Origin of the sequence: Neobacillus sp. PS3-34 (genome assembly GCF_030915465.1) — a bacterium.
In the GTDB taxonomy this organism is placed as follows: Bacteria; Bacillota; Bacilli; order Bacillales; family Cytobacillaceae; genus Neobacillus_A.
The window spans coordinates 743,280-764,848 of record NZ_CP133267.1 but is presented as its reverse complement, the minus strand read 5'-3'; the positions used below and the strand labels follow the sequence as shown (position 1 = coordinate 764,848).

Sequence of the window (21,569 nt, the reverse complement as noted above, 5' to 3'; positions counted from 1 at the left end):
AAAAGAATTTTTCCTTTATAGAAGTGTAAGGGTAAATCTAGTGAATTGGCTGGAAAAGTGCTACACTTTCAATTGTAATGTTTTTACATATTTTTTTACGTATATAAAGGGGTGTAAGACATGATCAATCAACTTTCATGGAAAGTTGGCGGACAACAGGGAGAAGGAATTGAGAGTACAGGAGAAATTTTTTCCATTGCGCTGAATCGCCTGGGGTATTACTTATACGGTTACCGTCACTTTTCATCACGTATTAAAGGCGGTCACACGAACAACAAGATCAGAGTTAGCACAACAGAAGTCCGTTCCATCTCCGATGACCTGGATATCCTTGTCGCTTTTGATCAGGAAACGATCGATTTAAACTACAAAGAGTTACATAGCAACGGCGTTATGATGGCCGACTCTAAGTTTGACCCGAAACAGCCAGAGGATACACAAGCTGCTTTGTATGCGGTTCCATTTACAGAAATTGCTACTGAACTAGGTACTTCTCTTATGAAGAACATGGTTGCTATCGGTGCGACTTCTGCTGTATTGGATCTTGATATTCATGTATTTGAAGAAGTAGTTCAAGAGATTTTGGCCGCAAGGGACAGCAAGTAGTCGATAAAAACATGGAAGCCATTCAAGCTGGCTTTGATTATATGAAGGAAAAACTTGCAGGCGTCCAAACGATGGAGCTTGAAAAAGCTGATGGTAAACAACGCTTGTTCATGATCGGAAACGATGCGATTGCACTTGGAGCACTTGCTGGCGGATGCCGTTTTATGGCTGCTTATCCAATTACTCCAGCATCCGAAATCATGGAGTATTTAATTAAGAAGCTGCCGGCTCTTGGTGGTACTGTTATTCAAACAGAAGATGAAATTGCCGCTTGTACAATGGCAATCGGTGCTAACTACGGCGGTGTGCGTGCGATAACAGCGTCAGCGGCGCCTGGGCTTTCATTGAAAATGGAAGCGATCGGTTTATCCGGTATTACAGAAACACCGCTTGTCATCGTTGATACACAGCGTGGTGGCCCTTCAACAGGTCTTCCGACAAAACAGGAGCAATCAGATTTAATGGCGATGATTTATGGAACTCATGGTGAAATTCCAAAAATCGTTATGGCTCCAAGTACAGTTCAGGAAGCTTTTTATGATACTGCTGAAGCATTTAACCTTGCTGAAGAATATCAGTGCCCTGTAATCGTGTTGTCTGACCTTCAGCTTTCATTAGGTAAGCAAACGGTTGAACCGCTTGAATTTGATAAGGTTGAAATCCGACGCGGCAAGCTTGTAGGCGGCGAAGTTCCAGAAACAGAAAACAAAGGCTACTTTAAGCGTTATGAAGTTACTGAAGACGGCGTATCACCACGTGTGATTCCTGGTATGAAAAACGGAATACATCACGTAACAGGTGTTGAACACGACGAAACTGGTAAGCCATCTGAATCAGCTGCGAACAGAATTGCCCAAATGGACAAGCGTTTCCGTAAGGTTGAAAATATCCGTTTCAATATGCCTGTATATAAAAATGCTCCTCATGAAGATGCAGACCTGTTAATCGTTGGTTTCAACTCTACAAGAGGTGCAATTGAAGAAGCGATCATCCGCTTGCAAAATGATGGACTTAAAGTCAACCATGCGCAAATTCGCCTGATCCACCCATTCCCGACTGATGAAGTGCTTCCACTTGTCCGTTCGGCGAAAAAGGTTCTTGTTGTTGAAAACAATGCAACAGGACAGCTCGCCAATATCATGAAAATGAATGTTGGACATGCTGAGAAAATCGTTAAGCATCTAAAATATGATGGCAATCCATTCTTGCCAATTGACGTTTACACAAAAAGTAAGGAGTTGTTCTAAGCATGGCAACTTTCAAAGACTTCCGCAATAATGTTAAACCGAACTGGTGCCCAGGCTGTGGCGACTTCTCAGTACAGGCTGCAATTCAGCGTGCAGCAGCAAATGTCGGTTTAGAACCGGAAAACTTAGCAGTAATCTCTGGAATTGGCTGCTCTGGCCGTATTTCAGGATATATCAATTCTTACGGTTTCCATAGCATCCACGGCCGTTCATTGCCGATCGCCCAAGGTGTTAAAATGGCTAACCGTGACCTAACTGTTATCGCATCAGGTGGTGACGGAGACGGTTTCGCAATTGGTATGGGACATACGATCCATTCAATCCGCCGTAATATCGATATTACGTATATTGTTATGGATAACCAAATTTATGGTTTGACTAAGGGACAAACATCCCCTCGTTCGGCTACAGGCTTTAAGACGAAATCTACTCCGCAAGGTTCAATTGAGCCGGCTATTTCTCCAATGGAAATGGCATTGACAGCTGGAGCTACGTTTGTAGCACAAAGCTTTTCAACGGATCTAAAGGATCTGACTGCTCTAATTGAAGCGGGAATCAACCATAAAGGCTTCTCTTTGATTAACGTATTCAGCCCATGTGTTACTTATAATAAAGTAAACACATATGACTGGTTTAAAGAAAACCTGACAAAGCTTAGCGACATTGAAGGCTATGATCCATCAAGCCGTGAGTTGGCTATGCAAACCTTGATGAAGCATGACGGACTTGTTACAGGCTTAATCTACCAAAATACGGAGCGTAAATCATATCAGGAATTAATTCCTGGATACTCTGAAACTCCGCTTTCACAAGCTGATCTTGAGCTTGACCAGGCTCACTTTGATAAATTAGTTGCAGAATTTATGTAATAAGTGAAAGTCCCGCGGGAAAGCCTCCCGCGGGATATTTTTTTGATAAAAGTTTAGCTTTTTGTTTTATAGTACTGATGTCTAGCTCCAGCGCCTACCCCCTCGAGGTCGCTTCGGTCCTTACGATGAAGACAAAGAACGACTTCACCTTCAGGCCCTCCAGCGCTTGTCGGGGGTGACCAAGGCGCTTGCGCTTTTCGATATTGTGATGCCTATCACTTTCAATTTGTGAGAATATCGGTAAAATATTAATCTGTGTGCCATGTGAAACAATACAATTGAATCGCCGAGCGACTGGACGGGATTTTCTATTGTTTTAGCGTCTTTTAAGCTTTATACTATTATAATGTGCAGCATAAAGCTGAAACTTATGCGCTTCCAATTAATTGTGAAGAATGATTAATAGAAATGGCTATCTGAGGATGGAATTTTTTACGAAAGGGGATTACCCATAAATGAATGAAAAACAACGGTTAGAAAGTCAGCAAGCTGAAAGTGCTAATTCTTCGGACAAAAAATCCGCCAAGGATTACAGCAAGTACTTTGAAACGGTCATCACTGCACCGTCTTTAAAGGACGCAAAAAAACGCGGTAAAGAAGAAGTAAAGTATCATAATGACTTTGCCATCTCTGAAGAGTTCAGGGGAATGGGCGATGGCCGTAAATTCTACATCAGAACATACGGCTGCCAAATGAATGAACATGATACCGAAGTTATGGCGGGTATCTTTATGGCACTTGGCTATGAGCCGACAGATAATACTGAAGATGCTAATGTGATTTTGCTAAACACCTGTGCGATTCGTGAAAATGCTGAGAACAAAGTGTTTGGTGAATTAGGCCATCTTAAGCATTTAAAAACGCAAAAGCCCGATCTGTTAATTGGTGTTTGCGGATGCATGTCGCAGGAAGAATCAGTGGTTAACAAGATTCTGAAAACCTATAACCAGGTTGACATGATTTTCGGTACTCATAATATTCACCGCCTGCCAAACATTTTGCACGAAGCATATATGTCCAAGGAAATGGTCATTGAGGTTTGGTCCAAGGAAGGCGATGTAATCGAGAACCTTCCAAAGGTGCGCCGCGGCAATATCAAAGGCTGGGTCAATATTATGTACGGCTGCGATAAGTTCTGTACGTACTGCATCGTTCCTTATACGAGAGGAAAAGAACGGAGCCGCAGACCTGAAGAAATTATTCAGGAAGTACGCCAGCTGGCTGCTCATGGATATCAGGAAATCACACTGCTTGGGCAAAATGTTAATGCTTACGGAAAAGATTTTGAAGATATATCCTATGGCCTTGGCGATTTAATGGAGGAAATCAGCAAAATCGATATCCCACGCATTCGTTTTACCACAAGCCATCCGCGCGATTTTGATGACCGCCTGATTGAAGTTCTGGCGAAGGGCGGCAATTTGATGGATCATATCCATCTGCCTGTTCAATCCGGTTCAACCGATGTCCTGAAAATTATGGCCCGCAAATATTCAAGAGAGCATTATCTTGAGCTGGTACGTAAAATCAAGGCAGCTATTCCGAATGCTTCGTTAACTACAGATATTATTGTCGGGTATCCGAATGAAACAGACGAGCAGTTTGAAGAAACGCTGTCATTATACCGTGAAGTCGGTTATGATGCCGCATATACCTTCATTTATTCTCCACGCGAAGGTACACCTGCAGCCAAGATGGTTGATAATGTACCAATGGAAGTAAAAAAGGAACGCTTACAGCGCTTAAATGCTCTCGTTAATGAATATTCTGCATTAGCGATGAAAAAGTATGTGGGCCAGGTGGTCGACGTACTTGTTGAAGGCGAAAGCAAAAACAATCCTGATGTATTGGCAGGATATACAAGCAAAAGCAAGCTTGTAAACTTTATTGCCCCAAAAACGGCAATTGGCAAAATTGTAAAAGTAAAAATTACAGATGCCAAAACTTGGTCATTAAACGGAGAAATGGTAGAAGAATTAGAAACGGCAGAGGTGAACTAAAGTGGCGAAATATACAAAAGACGATATCGTCGCTCGTGCAGTGGAATTGGCAAGCATTATTGCAGAAACAGAAGAAGTAGATTTTTTCAAACGCGCTGAAGCACAGATTCATAGCAATCCAAAGGTAAGCATGCTGATTAGTGACATTAAAGGGCTGCAAAAGCAGGCTGTTAACCTTCAGCATTACGGTAAGCCAGAAGCATTGAAAAAGGTGGAGGATAAAATTACTTCCATCGAGCAGGAGCTGGATGAAATCCCTGTTGTTCAGGAATTCAAGCAATCCCAAATGGAAGTAAATGAACTTCTGCAGCTGATTGCATCAACGATTTCAAATACAGTAACAGATCAGCTGATCGAATCAACTGGCGGAGACGTTTTACGCGGCGAAACAGGTGCTGCATTGAACAACTCCAATGACAGCTGTAATCATTAAGAAAAGCAGAAGCACACTATTTTTCTTATATTGTGACCAAACCAGGCTTATTACTAAGCCTGGTTTTTTTATCGCATAAAAACAGCATTTACTTCTATAGAAAAGGCATTATTCATAAAGTATAAAAATCAATTTTTAAACATAAAAGGAAAGATTGTGCCCTGTTTAGCACATCCGCGAATACCCAGCATAAAATGAACTATGACTAAACTTTTATCCAGTATTCATAAAAATTTATAGCACACCAGTCTAGAAAAGAGCATAGGATGAAATGAAACTGAAAGAGGAGGGTTCGCTCGAAATGGGAGAATACAGAGAGATTATCACCAAAGCGGTCGTAGCGAAAGGGCGGAAATTTACACAGTCCAATCATACGATTTGCCCGGCACATAGTCCAACCAGCATCCTTGGCTGTTGGATTATCAACCATAAATACGAGGCGAAAAAAATCGGTAAAACAGTAGAGATACACGGCTCTTATGACATTAACGTTTGGTACTCCTATAATGATAATACAAAAACAGAAGTAGTTACTGAACGGGTTACTTATCATGATGTCATAAAGTTAAAGTATCGTGACCACGATGTCATCGACGATAAGGAAGTCATCGCAAGAGTGCTTCAGCAGCCAAATTGCGTAGAAGCAGTCATTTCCCCTAATGGAAACAAGATTATTGTCCATGTAGAACGGGAATTCCTCGTGGAGGTGATCGGCGAAACAAAAGTGTGTGTAAAGGTTCATGCCGATGCTTGCAAGGATTGTGATGATGATGAATGGGGCACTCATGTAGATGATGAGGAATTTGAAGAATTAAATCCGGATTTCCTTGTCGGTTCGGAGGAAGAGTAATGGCTAACTAGGAAGGTTTCGCTTCCTAGTTTTTCTTTTTTGTGTTTCAAAAAAATCGTAACAATTGCTGACCTCTTCTACATCTAAAGATTGATTCTTCCTTGCATACCACTAACTATAATAAAAGCAAGGGAGTGATCGAAATGAAAATTTATCAGCTCAATTTAAAATGTTTGAAGCTGGAGGAAATGAAAGAGTTTTATACAAATCAATTGGAAATGCCATTAGTCAGTGAGTCAGGGGAATATTTTGCGGTAATGGCAGGGGCAACGAAGCTTGTATTTGAGAAGGATGCAAGCCAGCCATTCTATCATTTATGTCTGCCAAGCGGCCTCCCATTCTTTGAATATATGTACGAAAAAATGTCCTATTTGCAGCTTCTTCTGGAAGATGAGGAAGGTCATTACAGCATGTTTTGGCAGGGGAAGCAGGCATATTTTACTGATCCTGACGGCAATATTCTTGAATTGCTTGAACGCCAATATTCATGGAGCGATATAGAACATGTTAAAGGCTGGTACTATGTTGGTGAAGTAGGCATGCCTGTTAAAAATATAGCGCAATTCAAACAGGAGCTTGATTCTTTTCAATTGACAAAATACAAAAGTGAAAGCGATAGCTTCTCTTTCTTTGGAGACACAAATGGAGTATTTGTCCTTGTTAAAGAAAGGCGGCCGTGGTACCCGACTGACAGGGAAGCAACGATCCATCCCATCAAAGTCATTATCTCAGGCGATAAGGCAGGGCATTTCAAGCATTCTGATCTCCCTTATGAAATTACCATACGGCAGGAATGGAACGGCAGCATGCCTGCTGTACAGGTAAGAGTGGCAAGGCCGACCAAACACATTGATAAGCTTTTGGAGTTTTATCATGATGGGCTAGGCTTGAAAAAAATCGGTGAATTCCGTGGTCATGAAGGCTATGACGGTTTGATGCTTGGCCTGCCTGACAACAGCTGCCATCTTGAATTCACACAGACAGAGACAGAGGAACCTGCCGACCTGCCAGCTCCAACAAAAGAAAATTTGCTTGTATTCTATTTACCAGACATTTTTGAAAGAGACTGAATTGCAGCAAACCTTAGACGAATGGGATATCCAGAAACCGAGCCTGAAAATCCTTATTGGCGCAGAGGCGGTATTACGATAGAAGATCCCGACGGCTGGCGGGTTGTGCTGATGAACACACCTGGAATCGGCTGAGAAACAGTATGGCATCTGCCATGCTGTTTTTTAATACATAAATGCAATGAATAACAGCACCCTAAGTTTAAGGAGGTGTGCGCGAATGAAAAAAGAGGGACCAGGAAGTAAAGATATGCCCGATTTTCAGCAATTGAATGACAGGATTATTGCAGAGAGGCCATCAGAGCCAATGCTGGTTATAAAGACCAACCTTGACCCGAAGAATGCTACTGAGGAAAATCCATATTATCATGTAAAATCGTCAAAGGAATTTGAAGACTATTTTGGGGAATAAATTAATAAGCCGGGATTATTGGTATTCCCGGCTTGCAAACCATTCTGTATCCAGTAAGGAATACACAAACGTGTCATGTGCCTTATTATTTTGATGCATGTATTTGCGCAGCATGCCTTCTTTTTGAAAGCCCAGTTTCTCCAGCAGCTGATAGGATGCCTGATTTTCCGGATAAACCACCGCTCCCATCCTCTCTAATCCTAGAGAAGTAAAACTGTATTCTAAAATGCCCCTCAATGCCTCTGATGCGTAACCCTTCCTCCAATGCTCAGGATGGATCTCGTATCCAATTTCCGCACGCTTGTTCTTTAACATAAGGGCATTAAGCCCGGCAGTGCCGATTAATTCTCCGGTCTCCTTTAGCACAATGCCCCACCGGCAACCACGTTTTTCAACATAGTTAGTTTGCATCAATTCAATTATATGTTCAGCATCTTCCACACTCGCCAATTTATCCATGCCGTAATGCCTGGTCACTTCGTCCAAAGAAAGGATGGCGAAGAAATCCATTGCGTGTTCCTTCTTTAATTCTACCAATTTTAATCTTTTTGTTTCCAGTTCAGGGAAATCCATTTAAAACACTCCTTTTACCATTCAACTCCCATTAAGTAAAATTCTATAATGAGAGTTGATTTTCCTTTAAAAGCCGTAAATTGCCCGATTGATTCAACTAACCATCAGCGTGGAAGAAACATCCCGCTGATGGAAGTTTCACTTTATCCCGCTAACGGGCAGTAATCCAAGCCTCGAGATGAGAAATAAAATAAAACTAAGCAGTTTTGAAAAAAAAATAAACTGCCCGTAAATGCCCGATTGGTTCAACTAACCATCAGCGTGGAAGAAACATCCCGCTGATGGAAGTTTCATCTTATGCTATAATTATATGTCGAAGAGACTCGAACGAGAAAACAAATGCTGGAGGATATTATGGCTGCTTATACGCCGATGATACAACAATACTTAAAAGTGAAGGCAGAATATCAGGATGCCTTTTTATTTTTCCGCTTAGGCGATTTTTATGAAATGTTCTTTGATGATGCGTTAAAAGCATCCCAGGAACTTGAGATAACCTTGACGAGCAGGGAAGGCGGCTCTGAAGACCGCATCCCGATGTGCGGAGTTCCGTACCACTCGGCTCCTAATTATATTGAACAGTTAGTAGAAAAAGGCTATAAAGTGGCAATTTGTGAGCAGACCGAGGATCCGAAGCAGGCAAAGGGTGTTGTCCGGCGCGAGGTTGTTCAGCTGATCACCCCGGGTACGGTCATGGAAGGACGCAGCTTGTCTGAAAAAGAAAATAACTACCTTGCCTCCATCACCTCCTTTGACGATAGCACCTTTGGGTTTGCTTACAATGATTTAACAACAGGTGAAAACCGGGTAACGCTTTTATCGGGCAGCTTTGATGAAGTGTTGAACGAACTGGCCGTCCTTAGCTCGAAGGAAGTCGTTGTCAGCAGCAGCTTTGACGGTGAACTTCAGAAAAAAATGCGCGAACGCGATGTGCTTGCTATTTCATTCGAGGATCGTTTCGAAGCAGAGGATCACTTTGCCCACTTGCTGGAGCCACTCAATCAAAATAAATTAAGGCAGACGGCAGCAAGGCTGATTCATTACCTATACCGCACGCAGAAAAGAAGCCTTGACCATCTACAGCCAGTGACAACCTATCAAATCCACCAATATATGAAAATAGATTACTATTCAAAGCGCAATCTTGAATTAACCGAGACGATCCGTTCAAAAGGAAAAAAAGGATCGCTATTATGGCTGCTTGACGAAACGATGACGGCGATGGGCGGAAGGATGCTTAAAACCTGGATTGACCGTCCTTTGATAGACAGACAGGAAATTGAGCGCAGGCATTCACTTGTCGATACTTTTATAAAAGGGTATTTCGAGAGACAGGAACTGCGTGAAAAATTAAAAGAAGTCTATGACCTGGAACGCCTCGCAGGCCGTGTCGCTTTTGGGAATGTAAATGCCCGCGATCTGGCCCAATTGAAACGCTCGCTATTGCAAATTCCATTGCTGAAGGAAATTATGAATGGATTTTCAAATGAAGATGCCCGCCAAATTGCGGAAAGGCTTGACCCTTGTGAAACGGTCACCGATTTGCTTGAGCAGGCGATGGTGGAAAATCCGCCGCTTTCATTAAAGGAAGGCAATATTATCCGGGATGGCTACAACGAACAGCTTGACCAATACCGTTATGCCAGCCGCAACGGCAAGACATGGATTGCCCAGCTCGAGCGCCAGGAGCGGGAAAAGACCGGCATCAAATCGCTTAAAATTGGTTATAACCGCGTCTTCGGCTACTATATTGAAGTCACGAGGGCGAATTTGCATCTTCTGGAAGAGGGACAGTACGAACGCAAGCAGACGCTGACGAATGCGGAACGCTATGTCACTCCTGAACTTAAAGAAAAAGAAGCACTTATCCTCCAGGCGAAGAAAAATGCGGCGAGCTGGAGTATGAGCTATTCACCGAAATTCGCGAAACGATTAAAGAATATATACCTAGACTTCAGGCTCTGGCAAAAACGGTTAGTGAACTGGATGTGCTGCAATGCTTTGCCCAGGTGAGCGAAAACCGCCATTATGTAAAGCCTTCTTTTTCAAGTGATCGAAAAATCGTCCTAAAGGAAAAGCCGTCATCCCGTTGTTGAAAAGGTCCTTGCTGCACAGGAGTATGTTCCTAATGATTGCTTTATGGATAGCGAACGCGAAATGCTTTTAATTACCGGGCGTAATATGTCTGGTAAAAGTACGTATATGCGCCAGATTGCACTTACTGCGATTCTTGCGCAAATCGGCTGTTATGTTCCGGCAACAGAGGCAGTGCTCCCTATATTTGATCAGGTATTTACCCGGATTGGAGCGGCTGACGACCTCATTTCAGGCGAAAGTACATTTATGGTTGAAATGCTGGAAGCAAAAAATGCCATTAATAATGCGACACAGGATAGCTTAATTTTATTTGACGAAATTGGCAGAGGGACATCGACGTACGATGGCATGGCGCTTGCGCAGGCAATTATCGAATATATCCATGACCGTATTGGTGCCAAGACGTTGTTCTCTACCCACTATCATGAATTGACGGTGCTGGAGGATGAACTGGACATGCTGAAGAACGTGCATGTCAGCGCTATTGAGCATAATGGCAAGGTTGTTTTTCTTCATAAAATTAAGGAAGGCCCTGCCGATAAAAGCTATGGGATTCATGCTGGCCCAGCTGGCGGAGCTTCCAGACGAATTGATTAACCGCGCCAACGAAATTCTGATGGCACTTGAACAGCCAGCACCACAGGCAATTCCTGCCGCAGTGGCCGCTGCTATCGAAGAAAGGCCAAAGAAAACAGTAAAAGAAGAAACGGCACAGCTGTCCTTTTTCGATGAACCGAAAGAAAGAAAAATTCCAGAACCAACTCATAAAGAGAAGCGCATTTTAGATCAGATAAAAGAATTGGATATTTTGGATCTGACACCGCTTCAGGCGATCAATACACTGTACGAACTGCAGAAAAAATTAAAAGGGTAATAAGGGAGGTGGCAGTCGATGGGGAAAATCATTCAATTGGATGATGCATTATCCAATAAAATTGCGGCAGGTGAAGTGGTCGAAGGCTTGCTTCAGTTGTGAAGGAATTGGTTGAAAATGCGATTGATGCCGGGAGCACTGTCATCGAGATTGATGTGGAGGAGGCGGGACTTGCGAAAATCCGGATTACCGATAATGGCGATGGGATTGAAGAAGAGGATGTCCTGACCGCCTTCCAGCGTCATGCCACCAGTAAAATCAAGGATGAAACCGATCTTTTTCGGATTCGGACTCTTGGCTTCAGAGGCGAGGCTCTCCCAAGTATCGCCTCGGTTTCCCGTCTGGAAATGAAGACCTCGACAGGTGAGGGTGCCGGACACAGGGTTGTGATTGAAGGCGGAAAAGTGGAAACCTTCGAAAAGTCATCAAGCAGAAAAGGGACAGACTTGACGATAACTGATTTGTTTTTTAACACACCAGCTCGCCTTAAATATATGAAGACAATTCATACGGAGCTAGGAAATATTACGGACGTGGTCAACCGGCTTGCTCTTTCACATCCGGAGGTATCATTCCGGCTCATTCATAACGAGCGGAAGCTGCTGCACACAAATGGAAACGGAGATGTCCGGCAGGTGCTCGCTGCCATTTATGGCCTCGGTATCGCGAAACAGCTGATCCCTGTTACCGGCCAGTCACTTGATTTTAAATTAAGTGGATATATTTCCATGCCAGAAGTGACGAGAGCTTCCCGGAATTACATTTCCACCATGATCAATGGACGGTTTATCCGCAATTATGCGCTCGCAAAAGCAATCCAGGAAGGCTATCATACACTGCTGCCGATTGGAAGGTATCCGATTGTCCTGTTAAATATCGAAATGGACCCCTTGCTCGTCGATGTGAACGTCCATCCTTCAAAAATGGAGGTTCGGATTAGTAAGGAAGCAGAATTGAACGAGCTGATTTCAAGCACAATTAAAGCGGTCTTTAAAACGAAGGAGCTTATACCATCAGGTGTCATTTCGGTAAAAAAAGAACAGCCCAAGTCGGAACAGACAGCATTTTCTCTGGATGAGTTTCCACAGCGGGACCCATTTGTTTCACCTGTGAGGATGACGGAAACCGTTATGGAACATCCGGCGCCTATGGCTCGTACCGAAGAAATTCCTTATTTTCCAACCACAGTCGTGCAAAAAGAAATAGATACTCATTCACATATGCCTGCAATTGCGGAAGATGATTTTGCGGCTCCAGTGACTGAAGATTTTTATGAAGAAATTCCTGAGCCGGTTTTACCTCCTGTAGGCACAGGGGATGAGAGCAGGGTACCAAAGATGTATCCGATCGGGCAGATGCATGGCACATATATTTTCGCCCAAAATGAAAAGGGACTGTACATTATTGACCAGCACGCAGCACAGGAGCGGATTAAGTATGAGTATTTCCGCGAAAAGGTCGGCCAGGTGGAAAGTGAACTGCAGGAAATGCTCGTCCCGCTTACATTTGAATATTCAACAGATGAATTTATAAAAATAGAAGAAAATCGAGCGGAGCTTGAAAAAGTTGGTATTTTCCTCGAAGAATTTGGCATCAATAGCTTTATTGTCAGATCGCATCCTCAGTGGTTACCTAAGGGTGAGGAGAAGGAAATTATCGAAGAGATGATTGAACAGCTTCTTTCCATGAAAAAAGTCGACATCAAAAAGCTCCGCGAAGAGGCAGCGATTATGATGAGCTGCAAAGCCTCCATCAAAGCGAACCGGCACCTGCGGAATGATGAGATCCAAACACTGCTGGACGACCTGCGCAGGGCTTCTGATCCGTTTACATGTCCACATGGAAGGCCGATCATTGTTCAGTATTCGATTTATGAAATGGAAAAGATGTTTAAGAGGGTTATGTAGTTTGTTTGAAAAGATATAGACTGCCCGAAATGGTCATTATTTTTGACCTTATCGGGCAGTTTTTTGTTTTACTGAAAAGGTATTTTGAAGTGGAACCTCGAAAACATCATCTAACAAGATTTTAAAGTGGTGGTTTAATGGAAAAAAGTTGGTGTCCAACAAAAATTCATATTATCGGATCTGTCGGGAGTGGAAAAACCACGCTGGCAAGAGAATTGTCTTCTAAATTGAATGTTCCATTCTTCGAGTTGGATAATATCGTTTGGAAAAGGTTTGGAAATGGTGATATCAGACGGAGCCCGGAAGAAAGAAATGCCCATTTGAACAATATTATTAAATTAGATGCCTGGATTATCGAAGGTGTTCACCACGAATGGGTATTGGATAGTTTTCAAAATGCTGATTTGATCATTTTTTTAGATACAGATTATTTAAAAAGGACAGTTAGAATTATCAAGAGGTTTATTTTGCAAAAGATTGGCGTGGAAAAAGCAAACTATAAACCGACTATTAAAATGTTCAGAAAAATGTTTGAGTGGAATGCTTATTTTGAAAATATAAGTAAATCCAAGATTTTAAAAGTATTAATGCCTTTTCAAGATAAGCTGCTACTGATCAAGGATAGGGTGGAACTTGAAAAATACTTATTATATAGAAAAAAGGAGATTGAGGGGGACGTACATGATAAAAACAAATGATAGCTCAATAGATTGGAAGTCGTTCAAGCCTTGCAAGGACGTAAAAAAAGTGATGTTGGTTGAAAACGGCCTTTCAACTGAAATCGGCACCACCACAGAGCAGGTTATGGTTTCTGAGGATTTACTTTATAGGAAACAGGAATTGCATTTTAATGACCCTGCAAAAGCTGATAGAAAAGTAGAATTATCGATTAAACGATCCTCATTCATCCCAGTTTCGTGCACTGATCAGGGACCTGCTGATATTACACTTACATACGATACGGATAAACTTGAATTAGTTCAATCAATAAATAAAGAGTTAAAAATTTTTAAAATAACCGAAGGGACCTTCGATTTATTTTCTGTGGAACTTGTGCTGAGACTATTACCTTTAAAAATAGGTTATCGCGCTGAACTTATGGCATTTAACCATATGGTCGGTAACACCGTACAGGTTAAAATCGATGTAAATTCCAACGAAAAAGTTCATGACAGCCAACGGGATGTTGACGCTTACCGCGTCCAGGTGCATTTTGGAGAGCAGCTTCAGACATACTGGATTAGCGTTGAAACAAAAGAGCTCTTAAAACAATCTGTAAAATTAGGGGAACAGGTGTATTTTGATTTTGTCCGATAAACGGATTTTTGTGCATAAGGGATCAAAAACCAAGACAGGTATAATACTATAGTAAAACTGTCCTTCAAGACATGCGTTTATACATATGGAGGTGGAGGTTTGTTTGCTATGGGATTGTTAACGACGATTCTGCCTGTCATCATGATTATTTTTGTGATTGTCGCGATTGTGAAGAGTAAAGGAAAGGGAGATGATGAAACGGTGATTCGGCATGTATACACCTATTTAGTGTTATTTGCAACGCTGATGATGGTCATTGGAGGAGGTATCTCCATTTTCATGGCTGCGGCCGATTTGATCAGCCCACCAGCCTATTTCCAGAATTATGATGACTTTAGACAAACCAGATTAACAGAAAACCCAAATACGAAATCCCAGATGAAAGAAGAAAAAATTCGTGCGGATTACAACCAAACGGTAAAGGATGAAAAAGCAAGGAACCAGGCAGATGCTAAAAATCAAATCATTAAAAGCCTAGGCTTCATCGTGATTCCATTGCCGATCTTTCTTTATTTTAATCGATTGAGAAAGAAGCAAAGTGATATTTAAAGGCTGTTTTCTAAAAGATTGTTGTTTATATATAGGTTATTAAAAGCAAATCGTTGAAAAAGAAGTTGATTGGAGCGGAAGGTGCGAGCTCCTCGAAAATGCTCTCGCATTTCCTTCGTGCGGTGTTGATTCTAGGAAGCTTATTCAACGTCCTGCGGGAGCAGCGGGACAGGTGAGACCCCACAGGCACTGTGCGCCGAGGAGGCTCACCGGCCGCCCCGCGGAAAGCGAGCATCCTGGAGTGGAAATCAACTACTCCTTATATAGCAACAAAGTATACGAAAACAGTCTATTTAAAACACAAAAAACTGCAGACCAAAATCTGCAGTTTTTTTTCTAATTATTTCATTGCTGATTGCAGCTTATTAATATATTGAAGTGCTTTTCCAGTACCGATTGCCACTGATTCAAGCGGGCTTGGAGCAAGATGGACAGGAACGACAATCTCCTGGCTTAACCAATCTTCCATTCCCTTCATTAAAGCACCGCCGCCTGATAAAATAACGCCTCGGTCGACGATATCGCCGCTAAGCTCGGCAGGGCAATCCTCAAGTGTTGCACGAATCGCTTCAAGAATATGTGACAATGACTCTTTCATTGCATTTCTGATCTCATATGAAGATAATGTGATTGTTTTTGGGACGGCCGGTTACAAGATCACGCCCGCGGACTTCCATCGTTAATTCTTCATGGTCGATAAGTCCATAACCGATTTCCATCTTCACATTTTCAGCTGTTCTTTCACCGATCAGTACATTATATTCCTTACGGACATGCTGGATAATATCATCATCCAGACGGTCGCCGCCAATGCGGATAGAATGGCAGGCAACAACGCCACCAAAAGAGATAATGGCAACCTCGGTTGTACCTCCGCCAATATCAACGACCACGTTTGCTACCGGTTCATCAACTGGAAGGCCTGCACCGATAGCAGCTGCTACTGGTTCCTCAATCAAATGAATTTTTTTCGCGCCCGCATTTCTTACTGCATCGTGAATCGCCCTGCGTTCAACAGACGTTGATCCAGAAGGAGTACAAACGACTACATTTGGTTTGCGAATTGCAAAGCCCATTTTTTTAGATGCTTTTCTCATGATGTGCTTCAGCATTTCTGTAGTCACATCATAATCAGCAATAACTCCATCTTTTAAAGGTCGGATCGCGACAATCCTCCCAGGAGTTTTTCCGATCATTTCCTTCGCCTCTTTACCAACGGCAAGGACTTGTTTTGTTTCAGTATCAATAGCCACAACAGATGGCTCGTTTAGTGCGATTCCTTTATTTTTACTGTATACCAATATGTTTGCTGTTCCTAAATCAATTCCAATTTCAGCTGTAGATAACATATATTTTCCCCACCTAATTTCCCTAATTTTAAACAAAAAGATGTGTCATAAGACTTTTATTCGCCCGCAAAACAGGCTAGCCTGTCTGTCCAGCTGGAAGCTGCTACTAATTTACTACGTGATAAGCTTCGGTTTAGACTAACACGGATTTGGGGGTAATTTGTCGAATGTAATTAAAACGTCATGAAAATGTAAACTTACAAGAAATATCTAGTTCACTTGGAAATGATTCTGAAAAGTAATGTAGAAACTGCATGAAAAAGAAGTTTTGTGTCTATACTAGTTTGATGTTCTACTGCTTTTGTTTTTTATGATAGGATGGGATGTATATAATTTTAAAAAGGCAGTGTGAAAGCAGTGGATATAAAACAAAAATTATTAGTCATCATCGGACCTACGGCTGTGGGAAAAACAAAGCTGAGTGTAGAATTGGCCAAGCGGCTGAACGGGGAAATTATTAGCGGTGATTCGATGCAAATATATAAAGGCATGGATATTGGGACGGCCAAAGTAAAGGAAGCGGAAATGGAAGGAATTCCTCACCATTTAATTGATATTAAAGATCCTGAGGAATCTTTTTCAGCAGCCGAGTTTCAAGATCTTGTCCGCGGGGAAATAACCAGGATAGCGGATAAGGGAAAACTTCCAATCATTGCCGGTGGTACAGGACTATATATTCAATCGGTCATTTATGATTATCAATTTTCCGACACACCTGCAGATCTAGATTTCCGCAAGCTGCTTGAGGAAAGAGCTCTGGCAATTGGAAACGAAGCACTGCATCAAGAGTTGGCTGCGGTTGACCCTGACAGTGCCCAGCAAATCCATCCGAACAACATCCGCAGAGTGATCCGGGCACTTGAAATTTATCATTGTACAGGGAAGACGATGAAGGAGTTTCAATCTGCACAGCAGCCAGAATTGCTTTACGATACGGCACTGGTAGGACTTACGATGGACCGGGAATTATTGTATGATCGTATTAATTTGCGCGTGGACTTAATGATGGAAGAAGGCCTTCTTGACGAGGTCAAAGAACTCCATGACAGAGGTATCACGGAATGTCAGTCAATCCAGGCTATCGGCTATAAAGAACTTTATGACTACCTAGATGGAAAAGTATCACTTGAGACAGCGATTGAAAATTTAAAACAAAATTCACGCCATTATGCAAAAAGGCAGCTTACCTGGTTTCGAAACAAGATGAACGTGGAATGGTTTGATATGACAGATACAAAAAACCTGTCAAAAAAAATAACGGAAATTTCTCAATATGTGGAAGGAAAGCTCCAAGTAAAATCGAATACATATTAGTAGAGATAAAAGAGGAGGATTCACAAATGAAAACAACCATCAATATTCAGGACCAATACTTAAACCAATTACGCAAAGACGGAACAAGCTGTACCGTATTTTTATTAAATGGCTTCCAATTAAGAGGCACAATTAAAGGCTTTGATAATTTCACTGTTCTGTTTGAATGCGAGGGCAAACAGCAGCTTGTATACAAGCACGCCATTTCTACTTTCTCGCCGCAGCGAAATGTACAGCTTGACCTGGAAGGTCAATGATCCGATAAAACAAATAAGGTTGGAGTCCCTTTTTAAACAGAAGGGACTCTTTTTATTTGGAAAGATTTTTGCCCGGCTGAATACAAATAGAATGAAGGATTATTTCTCAGGAAAGCGCACATTCTGACAAGAATCCTAAGGATGATAAAAAAGGTTGCTGTATTTGTCACATAGGCACTAAGAGGAAAGAACGAGTCGGAAAGCAAAATAGGACTCTGGGCTTTTGTCACGCATAGAGCTTCAAGGAGTATACTGTATGCAGATTGAGAGGTGAAAGCTTTGGACCAACCCATTCGGATGAAAAATAACGGTCAGATCAGCATTGTGCTCAATTCGCAGAAGAGAAAGACCTTGCAAAAAGAAATGCCAGATTATCAAGTGGTTCCAAAGGTTATTCCTCCAGAGCACACAGCACTGAAGGAAGTGGAAGATGAGCTTGGGGCACTGGTTGGTATGGCAGAAATGAAACGGATGATTAAAGAGATTTATGCATGGATATATGTAAATAAAAAGCGAGAGGAGTACGGGTTAAAGGCGAAAAAGCAAGCGCTTCATATGATGTTCAAGGGAAATCCGGGTACAGGAAAAACCACAGTGGCGCGCTTGATCGGTAAGCTGTTTAATAAAATGAATGTACTTTCAAAGGGCCATTTAATTGAAGCAGAACGTGCGGACCTTGTTGGCGAGTACATCGGCCATACAGCACAAAAAACAAGGGACTTAGTTAAAAGGGCAAACGGAGGCATCCTATTCATTGATGAGGCTTACTCACTTGGCAGGGGCGGAGAAAAGGACTTTGGCAAGGAAGCGATCGATACTCTTGTGAAGCATATGGAAGATAAGCAGCATGAATTCATTTTAATTTTAGCTGGCTATTCACAGGAAATGGAATATTTCCTTACTTTGAATCCAGGACTTCATTCCCGTTTTCCGCTTGTGGTTGATTTTCCTGATTACAATATTGAGCAACTGCTTGAAATTGCCGACCTTATGCTAAAGGAGCGGGAATATTCCTTGAGTCATGATGCGCAGCGCAAATTACGCGACCACCTGATTTGGATTAAAACCATTATTGGGGATAATCATTTTTCAAACGGTAGATACGTCCGGAATATTATTGAAAAATCCATCAGGTCACAGGCAATGAGACTGCTGATGCAAAATACCTATGACCGCCACGAATTAATGACACTTAGAAGCATTGATCTCGTATTTGAGGAAGATTAATGCCGGCTTGGGCTTTTTTTTATTGGGCTGGATTGGATTTTCTTGGCTTGGGTGGTAAACCCATTCAGGTACCTAAAGCCAGGAATTTTTTTAAAAATAATCTTTAAAAAAGGTATTAGCGATTGTGAACGAGAATATATGTGTACACAAAGCGGGATAGCAAGGCGGGAGGAAGCTTATGTTACGGTTGGCGATGTTGTTCATTCTGTTATTAATCGCGATTTTTTGCACGATTGGTTTAATTATTCATTTTTCTTTTACAAGAAAGATCAAATGCTCGGGCTGTTCAAAAAAAATTGATGCCTCGTTATTAAAATGCAATCATTGCGGAACCTTTATAGATTTATACAGCGGTAAGAAGTACAAAGGAATGGGCTATATGGAAAGAAATGTGGACAGCAGCATTCAGGAAACCTTGAAAAAAACGGATAAATCCAGAGTAGAGAGGTAGATGGGTATGGAGGGGACAGAAAAGGAAGGGATGCTAGTGAAAGATAGGAGAGATAAAAAGAATACAAGACCGGTAACTCAAAAGAATGATGTCAAAGTGAGCAATACGTTCAATTTTTCGGTAACGGTTGAGCCAATCAGCTTGCTGGCTTTAATTGCGGGATTTATTTTTTTTTATCGGCTGCGAAAGAAATGGAAAAATGAAGGATAATAAGCTTTCCGAATTGATTGATTTGGGGAATTCAAGGTTTGGAAATTATTTAAAGTTTTGATGGGCAGTAGAATTGACATTTTTCACCCTGTTTTAGTAAGATAGCATGAACATAATTCGAGGAGTGGAAAAATGAACGATATTACTGTCTATACAACGAATACTTGTCCATATTGCACGATGATGAAAAACTTCCTGGAGGCACAAGGCCTGCCTTTTAAAGAAGTAAATGTCCAGCAGGATGCTGAGGCGGCAAGGAAGCTTGTTGATGAAACCGGCCAGATGGGCGTGCCGCAAACAAAGGTAAACGGCGAGTGGGTATTAGGCTGCGATCCAGAAGCATTAATGGCAAAAGTAAAATAAGCGACAAAAAGGTTTCCTAGTGAAAGTTAGCAGTACCGTTTTTATGGAGAAGCACCATAAATAGTTTACCAGACCAAATCGCATCGAGATTTGGTCTCTTATTTTTATATTGTCCATCGTTCACATTTGAAAAATGAAAACGCAATAAAGTTTAAAGGTAATTGTAATTTTATGTTAAAAAGATATAGAGATTGTAAAAAAAGTTACTTAAAATAAGAATTAACGAAAGTACTTAAATTGGAGGTAAGTCCATGAAAATAGAGATCAGACAAGCAGTAGATGGTGATAGAGATATTTTTATTGATTTTGCAGTTAAGTTAAGTAACTTCAATCGAAATAACCATAACAGCGAATGTAAATATGATAATTATGAAACTGTAATTAATTCAATAATACGGAATGCACAAGAAACATTTGATAGTAGAAACGAAGATACTTCAATTCTTATAGCAGAATTAGAAGGTAAACCGGTAGGATATGCTTTAGGGAGAATATTTGAAGAAAATGAAACAGCAGATAATGGTACAGGCAGGATGGGACTATTTGATGAACTGTTTTTAGATGATACAGCAAGAGGACTTGGAATGGGACAAAAATTATTTGATGAAACAATAAATTGGATGAAAGAAAAAAGAATTAATAGAATTAAATTACATGCTTATTCTTGGAATAATCATGCTAAAAGATTATATGAACGAAACGGCTTTCGAGAATATGCAGTATCCTATGAAACATATATTTAATTTATCCTGAATAGAATTCATAAATAAAAAAGCTTGGATTTACACTTAATCCAAGCTTTTTTTGTTTTTATTGTATTATTATTTCGCTGCTTAATTAGCCCGCAGCCTTCTAATAGGAAGCTTCCAGTCAAATGTATAAGAAAGCACACGCAAAATTGTAATAATCGCGAACAACGAATATAGCTCAATTGGTGTTGTTGTCAGTTTTAATCCGATGGCAGCGCCAGTTATGATCGACCATACCGCATAAATCTCGGATTTTAATACCATTGGTTTACGTCCTGCCAGCAAATCCCGGATAATTCCTCCGCCAATACCTGTCAGCACAGATGCGACAATGACTGCGCTTAGCGGGTGCCCCATTTTTGAAGCATATAAAGCACCTTGGATTGCAAAGGCGGAAAGGCCGATGGCATCAAATAAATTTCCCCATCTTTGCCAGTGCCTTAACAAATTGTTTGGAAATAAAAAAACGGCGGTCATCGACAGCAAAGCAATTTGAAAAAATAAACCCTGCTCCCATAGGGCAGAAACAGGCACTCCAATTAATAAATTCCTGATCGCACCGCCTCCGAAAGCCGTTACAATCCCGAGGATGTAGACACCTAAAATATCATACTCTTCTTCCATAGCGACGATCGCGCCGCTGACGGCAAACGCAACAGTACCGATCATACTCAAAACTTCCCATGTCATTTCGTTCTGTTTCTCCCCTGTTGTTATATTTCTATCGCGGAAACCGCAAGTTTAGACGATTAATAATCACGCAAACATATTGATTTTACCACGATGCCCCGTATTTTCAATATTTTTCTTATCGAAATAGTGAAAAGGCATACTTAATTTAAAAA

Annotated in this window: 18 protein-coding genes and 4 pseudogenes; 19 read left to right on the top strand and 3 right to left on the bottom strand. The window is 41.4% G+C overall.

Annotation, left to right across the window (positions count from 1 at the left end):
- The first annotated feature begins 120 nt into the window (after positions 1 to 120).
- The 7 genes and pseudogenes from RCG23_RS03820 (at position 121) to RCG23_RS03790 (ending at position 7,487) form a co-directional block, all read left to right on the top strand.
- Positions 121 to 1,853, top strand: a pseudogene (locus tag RCG23_RS03820) (2-oxoacid:acceptor oxidoreductase subunit alpha).
- A gap of 2 nt (positions 1,854 to 1,855) precedes the next feature.
- On the top strand, positions 1,856 to 2,722 hold the full coding sequence (locus tag RCG23_RS03815; protein ID WP_308178664.1) for a 2-oxoacid:ferredoxin oxidoreductase subunit beta: 867 nt from the start codon (positions 1,856 to 1,858) through the stop codon (positions 2,720 to 2,722).
- Positions 2,723 to 3,177: 455 nt separating this feature from the next.
- Positions 3,178 to 4,722 (top strand): tRNA (N6-isopentenyl adenosine(37)-C2)-methylthiotransferase MiaB, encoded by a 1,545-nt coding sequence (gene miaB / locus RCG23_RS03810; protein ID WP_308178663.1) that lies wholly within the window; start codon positions 3,178 to 3,180, stop codon positions 4,720 to 4,722.
- Between the two features lies 1 nt (position 4,723).
- Entirely contained in the window at positions 4,724 to 5,155 is a 432-nt protein-coding gene (locus RCG23_RS03805; protein WP_308178662.1) for a YlbF/YmcA family competence regulator, read from the top strand.
- A 301-nt stretch (positions 5,156 to 5,456) separates the two neighbouring features.
- Positions 5,457 to 6,005 carry an outer spore coat protein CotE gene (locus RCG23_RS03800; protein ID WP_308178661.1) on the top strand — a complete coding sequence of 183 codons (549 nt, stop codon included), beginning with the start codon at positions 5,457 to 5,459 and terminating at the stop codon, positions 6,003 to 6,005.
- Between the two features lie 806 nt (positions 6,006 to 6,811).
- Positions 6,812 to 7,210 (top strand): annotated as a pseudogene (locus tag RCG23_RS03795) (VOC family protein).
- Between the two features lie 85 nt (positions 7,211 to 7,295).
- Positions 7,296 to 7,487: a hypothetical protein gene (locus RCG23_RS03790; protein WP_308178660.1), complete on the top strand. Its 192-nt coding sequence runs from the start codon at positions 7,296 to 7,298 to the stop codon at positions 7,485 to 7,487.
- Positions 7,488 to 7,502: 15 nt separating this feature from the next.
- Here RCG23_RS03790 and RCG23_RS03785 read toward each other — a convergent pair whose 3' ends face one another.
- Positions 7,503 to 8,060: a GNAT family N-acetyltransferase gene (locus RCG23_RS03785; RefSeq protein WP_308178659.1), complete on the bottom strand. Its 558-nt coding sequence runs from the start codon at positions 8,058 to 8,060 to the stop codon at positions 7,503 to 7,505.
- A 354-nt stretch (positions 8,061 to 8,414) separates the two neighbouring features.
- On the opposite strand from RCG23_RS03785, the pseudogene mutS reads away from it, so the two are divergent.
- From mutS to RCG23_RS03760, 5 genes and pseudogenes are all read left to right on the top strand, one after another.
- A pseudogene (gene mutS / locus RCG23_RS03780) lies at positions 8,415 to 11,031 on the top strand (DNA mismatch repair protein MutS).
- A gap of 98 nt (positions 11,032 to 11,129) precedes the next feature.
- Positions 11,130 to 12,938 (top strand): DNA mismatch repair endonuclease MutL, encoded by a 1,809-nt coding sequence (mutL, locus tag RCG23_RS03775; protein WP_374049804.1) that lies wholly within the window; start codon positions 11,130 to 11,132, stop codon positions 12,936 to 12,938.
- 137 nt (positions 12,939 to 13,075) lie between these two features.
- Positions 13,076 to 13,636 carry an AAA family ATPase gene (locus RCG23_RS03770; RefSeq protein WP_308178658.1) on the top strand — a complete coding sequence of 187 codons (561 nt, stop codon included), beginning with the start codon at positions 13,076 to 13,078 and terminating at the stop codon, positions 13,634 to 13,636.
- Entirely contained in the window at positions 13,620 to 14,255 is a 636-nt protein-coding gene (locus RCG23_RS03765; RefSeq protein ID WP_308178657.1) for a DUF3108 domain-containing protein, read from the top strand. The genes RCG23_RS03770 and RCG23_RS03765 overlap by 17 nt, the downstream gene beginning before the upstream one ends.
- A gap of 108 nt (positions 14,256 to 14,363) precedes the next feature.
- The gene (locus RCG23_RS03760) at positions 14,364 to 14,804 is read left to right on the top strand and encodes a hypothetical protein (protein ID WP_308179960.1); all 441 of its coding nucleotides are present in this window, start codon (positions 14,364 to 14,366) and stop codon (positions 14,802 to 14,804) included.
- 340 nt (positions 14,805 to 15,144) lie between these two features.
- Here the strand turns inward: RCG23_RS03760 and mreBH are convergent.
- Positions 15,145 to 16,153, bottom strand: a pseudogene (gene mreBH, locus RCG23_RS03755) (rod-share determining protein MreBH).
- A gap of 363 nt (positions 16,154 to 16,516) precedes the next feature.
- On the opposite strand from mreBH, the gene miaA reads away from it, so the two are divergent.
- From miaA to RCG23_RS03720, 7 genes are all read left to right on the top strand, one after another.
- On the top strand, positions 16,517 to 17,467 hold the full coding sequence (miaA, locus tag RCG23_RS03750; protein ID WP_308179959.1) for a tRNA (adenosine(37)-N6)-dimethylallyltransferase MiaA: 951 nt from the start codon (positions 16,517 to 16,519) through the stop codon (positions 17,465 to 17,467).
- A gap of 26 nt (positions 17,468 to 17,493) precedes the next feature.
- Positions 17,494 to 17,724, top strand: a complete 231-nt coding sequence (gene hfq / locus RCG23_RS03745) for an RNA chaperone Hfq (RefSeq protein WP_308178656.1) — start codon at positions 17,494 to 17,496, stop codon at positions 17,722 to 17,724.
- Between the two features lie 279 nt (positions 17,725 to 18,003).
- Complete coding sequence (gene spoVK / locus RCG23_RS03740) at positions 18,004 to 18,951, top strand: stage V sporulation protein K (protein WP_308178655.1); 948 nt, start codon at positions 18,004 to 18,006, stop codon at positions 18,949 to 18,951.
- A gap of 178 nt (positions 18,952 to 19,129) precedes the next feature.
- A complete protein-coding gene (locus RCG23_RS03735; RefSeq protein ID WP_308178654.1) occupies positions 19,130 to 19,402 on the top strand; it encodes a hypothetical protein in 273 nt (90 codons plus the stop codon).
- 6 nt (positions 19,403 to 19,408) lie between these two features.
- Entirely contained in the window at positions 19,409 to 19,612 is a 204-nt protein-coding gene (locus tag RCG23_RS03730) for a hypothetical protein (protein WP_308178653.1), read from the top strand.
- 132 nt (positions 19,613 to 19,744) lie between these two features.
- The gene (locus RCG23_RS03725) at positions 19,745 to 19,975 is read left to right on the top strand and encodes a glutaredoxin family protein (protein WP_308178652.1); all 231 of its coding nucleotides are present in this window, start codon (positions 19,745 to 19,747) and stop codon (positions 19,973 to 19,975) included.
- A gap of 251 nt (positions 19,976 to 20,226) precedes the next feature.
- Entirely contained in the window at positions 20,227 to 20,718 is a 492-nt protein-coding gene (locus RCG23_RS03720) for a GNAT family N-acetyltransferase (protein ID WP_308178651.1), read from the top strand.
- A 90-nt stretch (positions 20,719 to 20,808) separates the two neighbouring features.
- Here RCG23_RS03720 and RCG23_RS03715 read toward each other — a convergent pair whose 3' ends face one another.
- Positions 20,809 to 21,414, bottom strand: a complete 606-nt coding sequence (locus tag RCG23_RS03715; RefSeq protein ID WP_308178650.1) for a trimeric intracellular cation channel family protein — start codon at positions 21,412 to 21,414, stop codon at positions 20,809 to 20,811.
- Positions 21,415 to 21,569: the final 155 nt, after the last annotated feature.

What these genes read in the sequence shown, in the direction of transcription:
- RCG23_RS03815 (WP_308178664.1), top strand. Translation starts at nt 1,856, where the DNA reads ATGGCAACTTTCAAAGACTTCCGCAATAATGTTAAACCGAACTGGTGC.
- miaB (WP_308178663.1), top strand. Translation starts at nt 3,178, where the DNA reads ATGAATGAAAAACAACGGTTAGAAAGTCAGCAAGCTGAAAGTGCTAAT.
- RCG23_RS03800 (WP_308178661.1), top strand. Translation starts at nt 5,457, where the DNA reads ATGGGAGAATACAGAGAGATTATCACCAAAGCGGTCGTAGCGAAAGGG.
- RCG23_RS03790 (WP_308178660.1), top strand. Translation starts at nt 7,296, where the DNA reads ATGAAAAAAGAGGGACCAGGAAGTAAAGATATGCCCGATTTTCAGCAA.
- RCG23_RS03785 (WP_308178659.1), bottom strand. Translation starts at nt 8,060, where the DNA reads ATGGATTTCCCTGAACTGGAAACAAAAAGATTAAAATTGGTAGAATTA.
- RCG23_RS03770 (WP_308178658.1), top strand. Translation starts at nt 13,076, where the DNA reads ATGGAAAAAAGTTGGTGTCCAACAAAAATTCATATTATCGGATCTGTC.
- RCG23_RS03765 (WP_308178657.1), top strand. Translation starts at nt 13,620, where the DNA reads ATGATAAAAACAAATGATAGCTCAATAGATTGGAAGTCGTTCAAGCCT.
- RCG23_RS03760 (WP_308179960.1), top strand. Translation starts at nt 14,364, where the DNA reads ATGGGATTGTTAACGACGATTCTGCCTGTCATCATGATTATTTTTGTG.
- hfq (WP_308178656.1), top strand. Translation starts at nt 17,494, where the DNA reads ATGAAAACAACCATCAATATTCAGGACCAATACTTAAACCAATTACGC.
- RCG23_RS03735 (WP_308178654.1), top strand. Translation starts at nt 19,130, where the DNA reads ATGTTACGGTTGGCGATGTTGTTCATTCTGTTATTAATCGCGATTTTT.
- RCG23_RS03730 (WP_308178653.1), top strand. Translation starts at nt 19,409, where the DNA reads ATGGAGGGGACAGAAAAGGAAGGGATGCTAGTGAAAGATAGGAGAGAT.
- RCG23_RS03725 (WP_308178652.1), top strand. Translation starts at nt 19,745, where the DNA reads ATGAACGATATTACTGTCTATACAACGAATACTTGTCCATATTGCACG.
- RCG23_RS03720 (WP_308178651.1), top strand. Translation starts at nt 20,227, where the DNA reads ATGAAAATAGAGATCAGACAAGCAGTAGATGGTGATAGAGATATTTTT.
- RCG23_RS03715 (WP_308178650.1), bottom strand. Translation starts at nt 21,414, where the DNA reads ATGACATGGGAAGTTTTGAGTATGATCGGTACTGTTGCGTTTGCCGTC.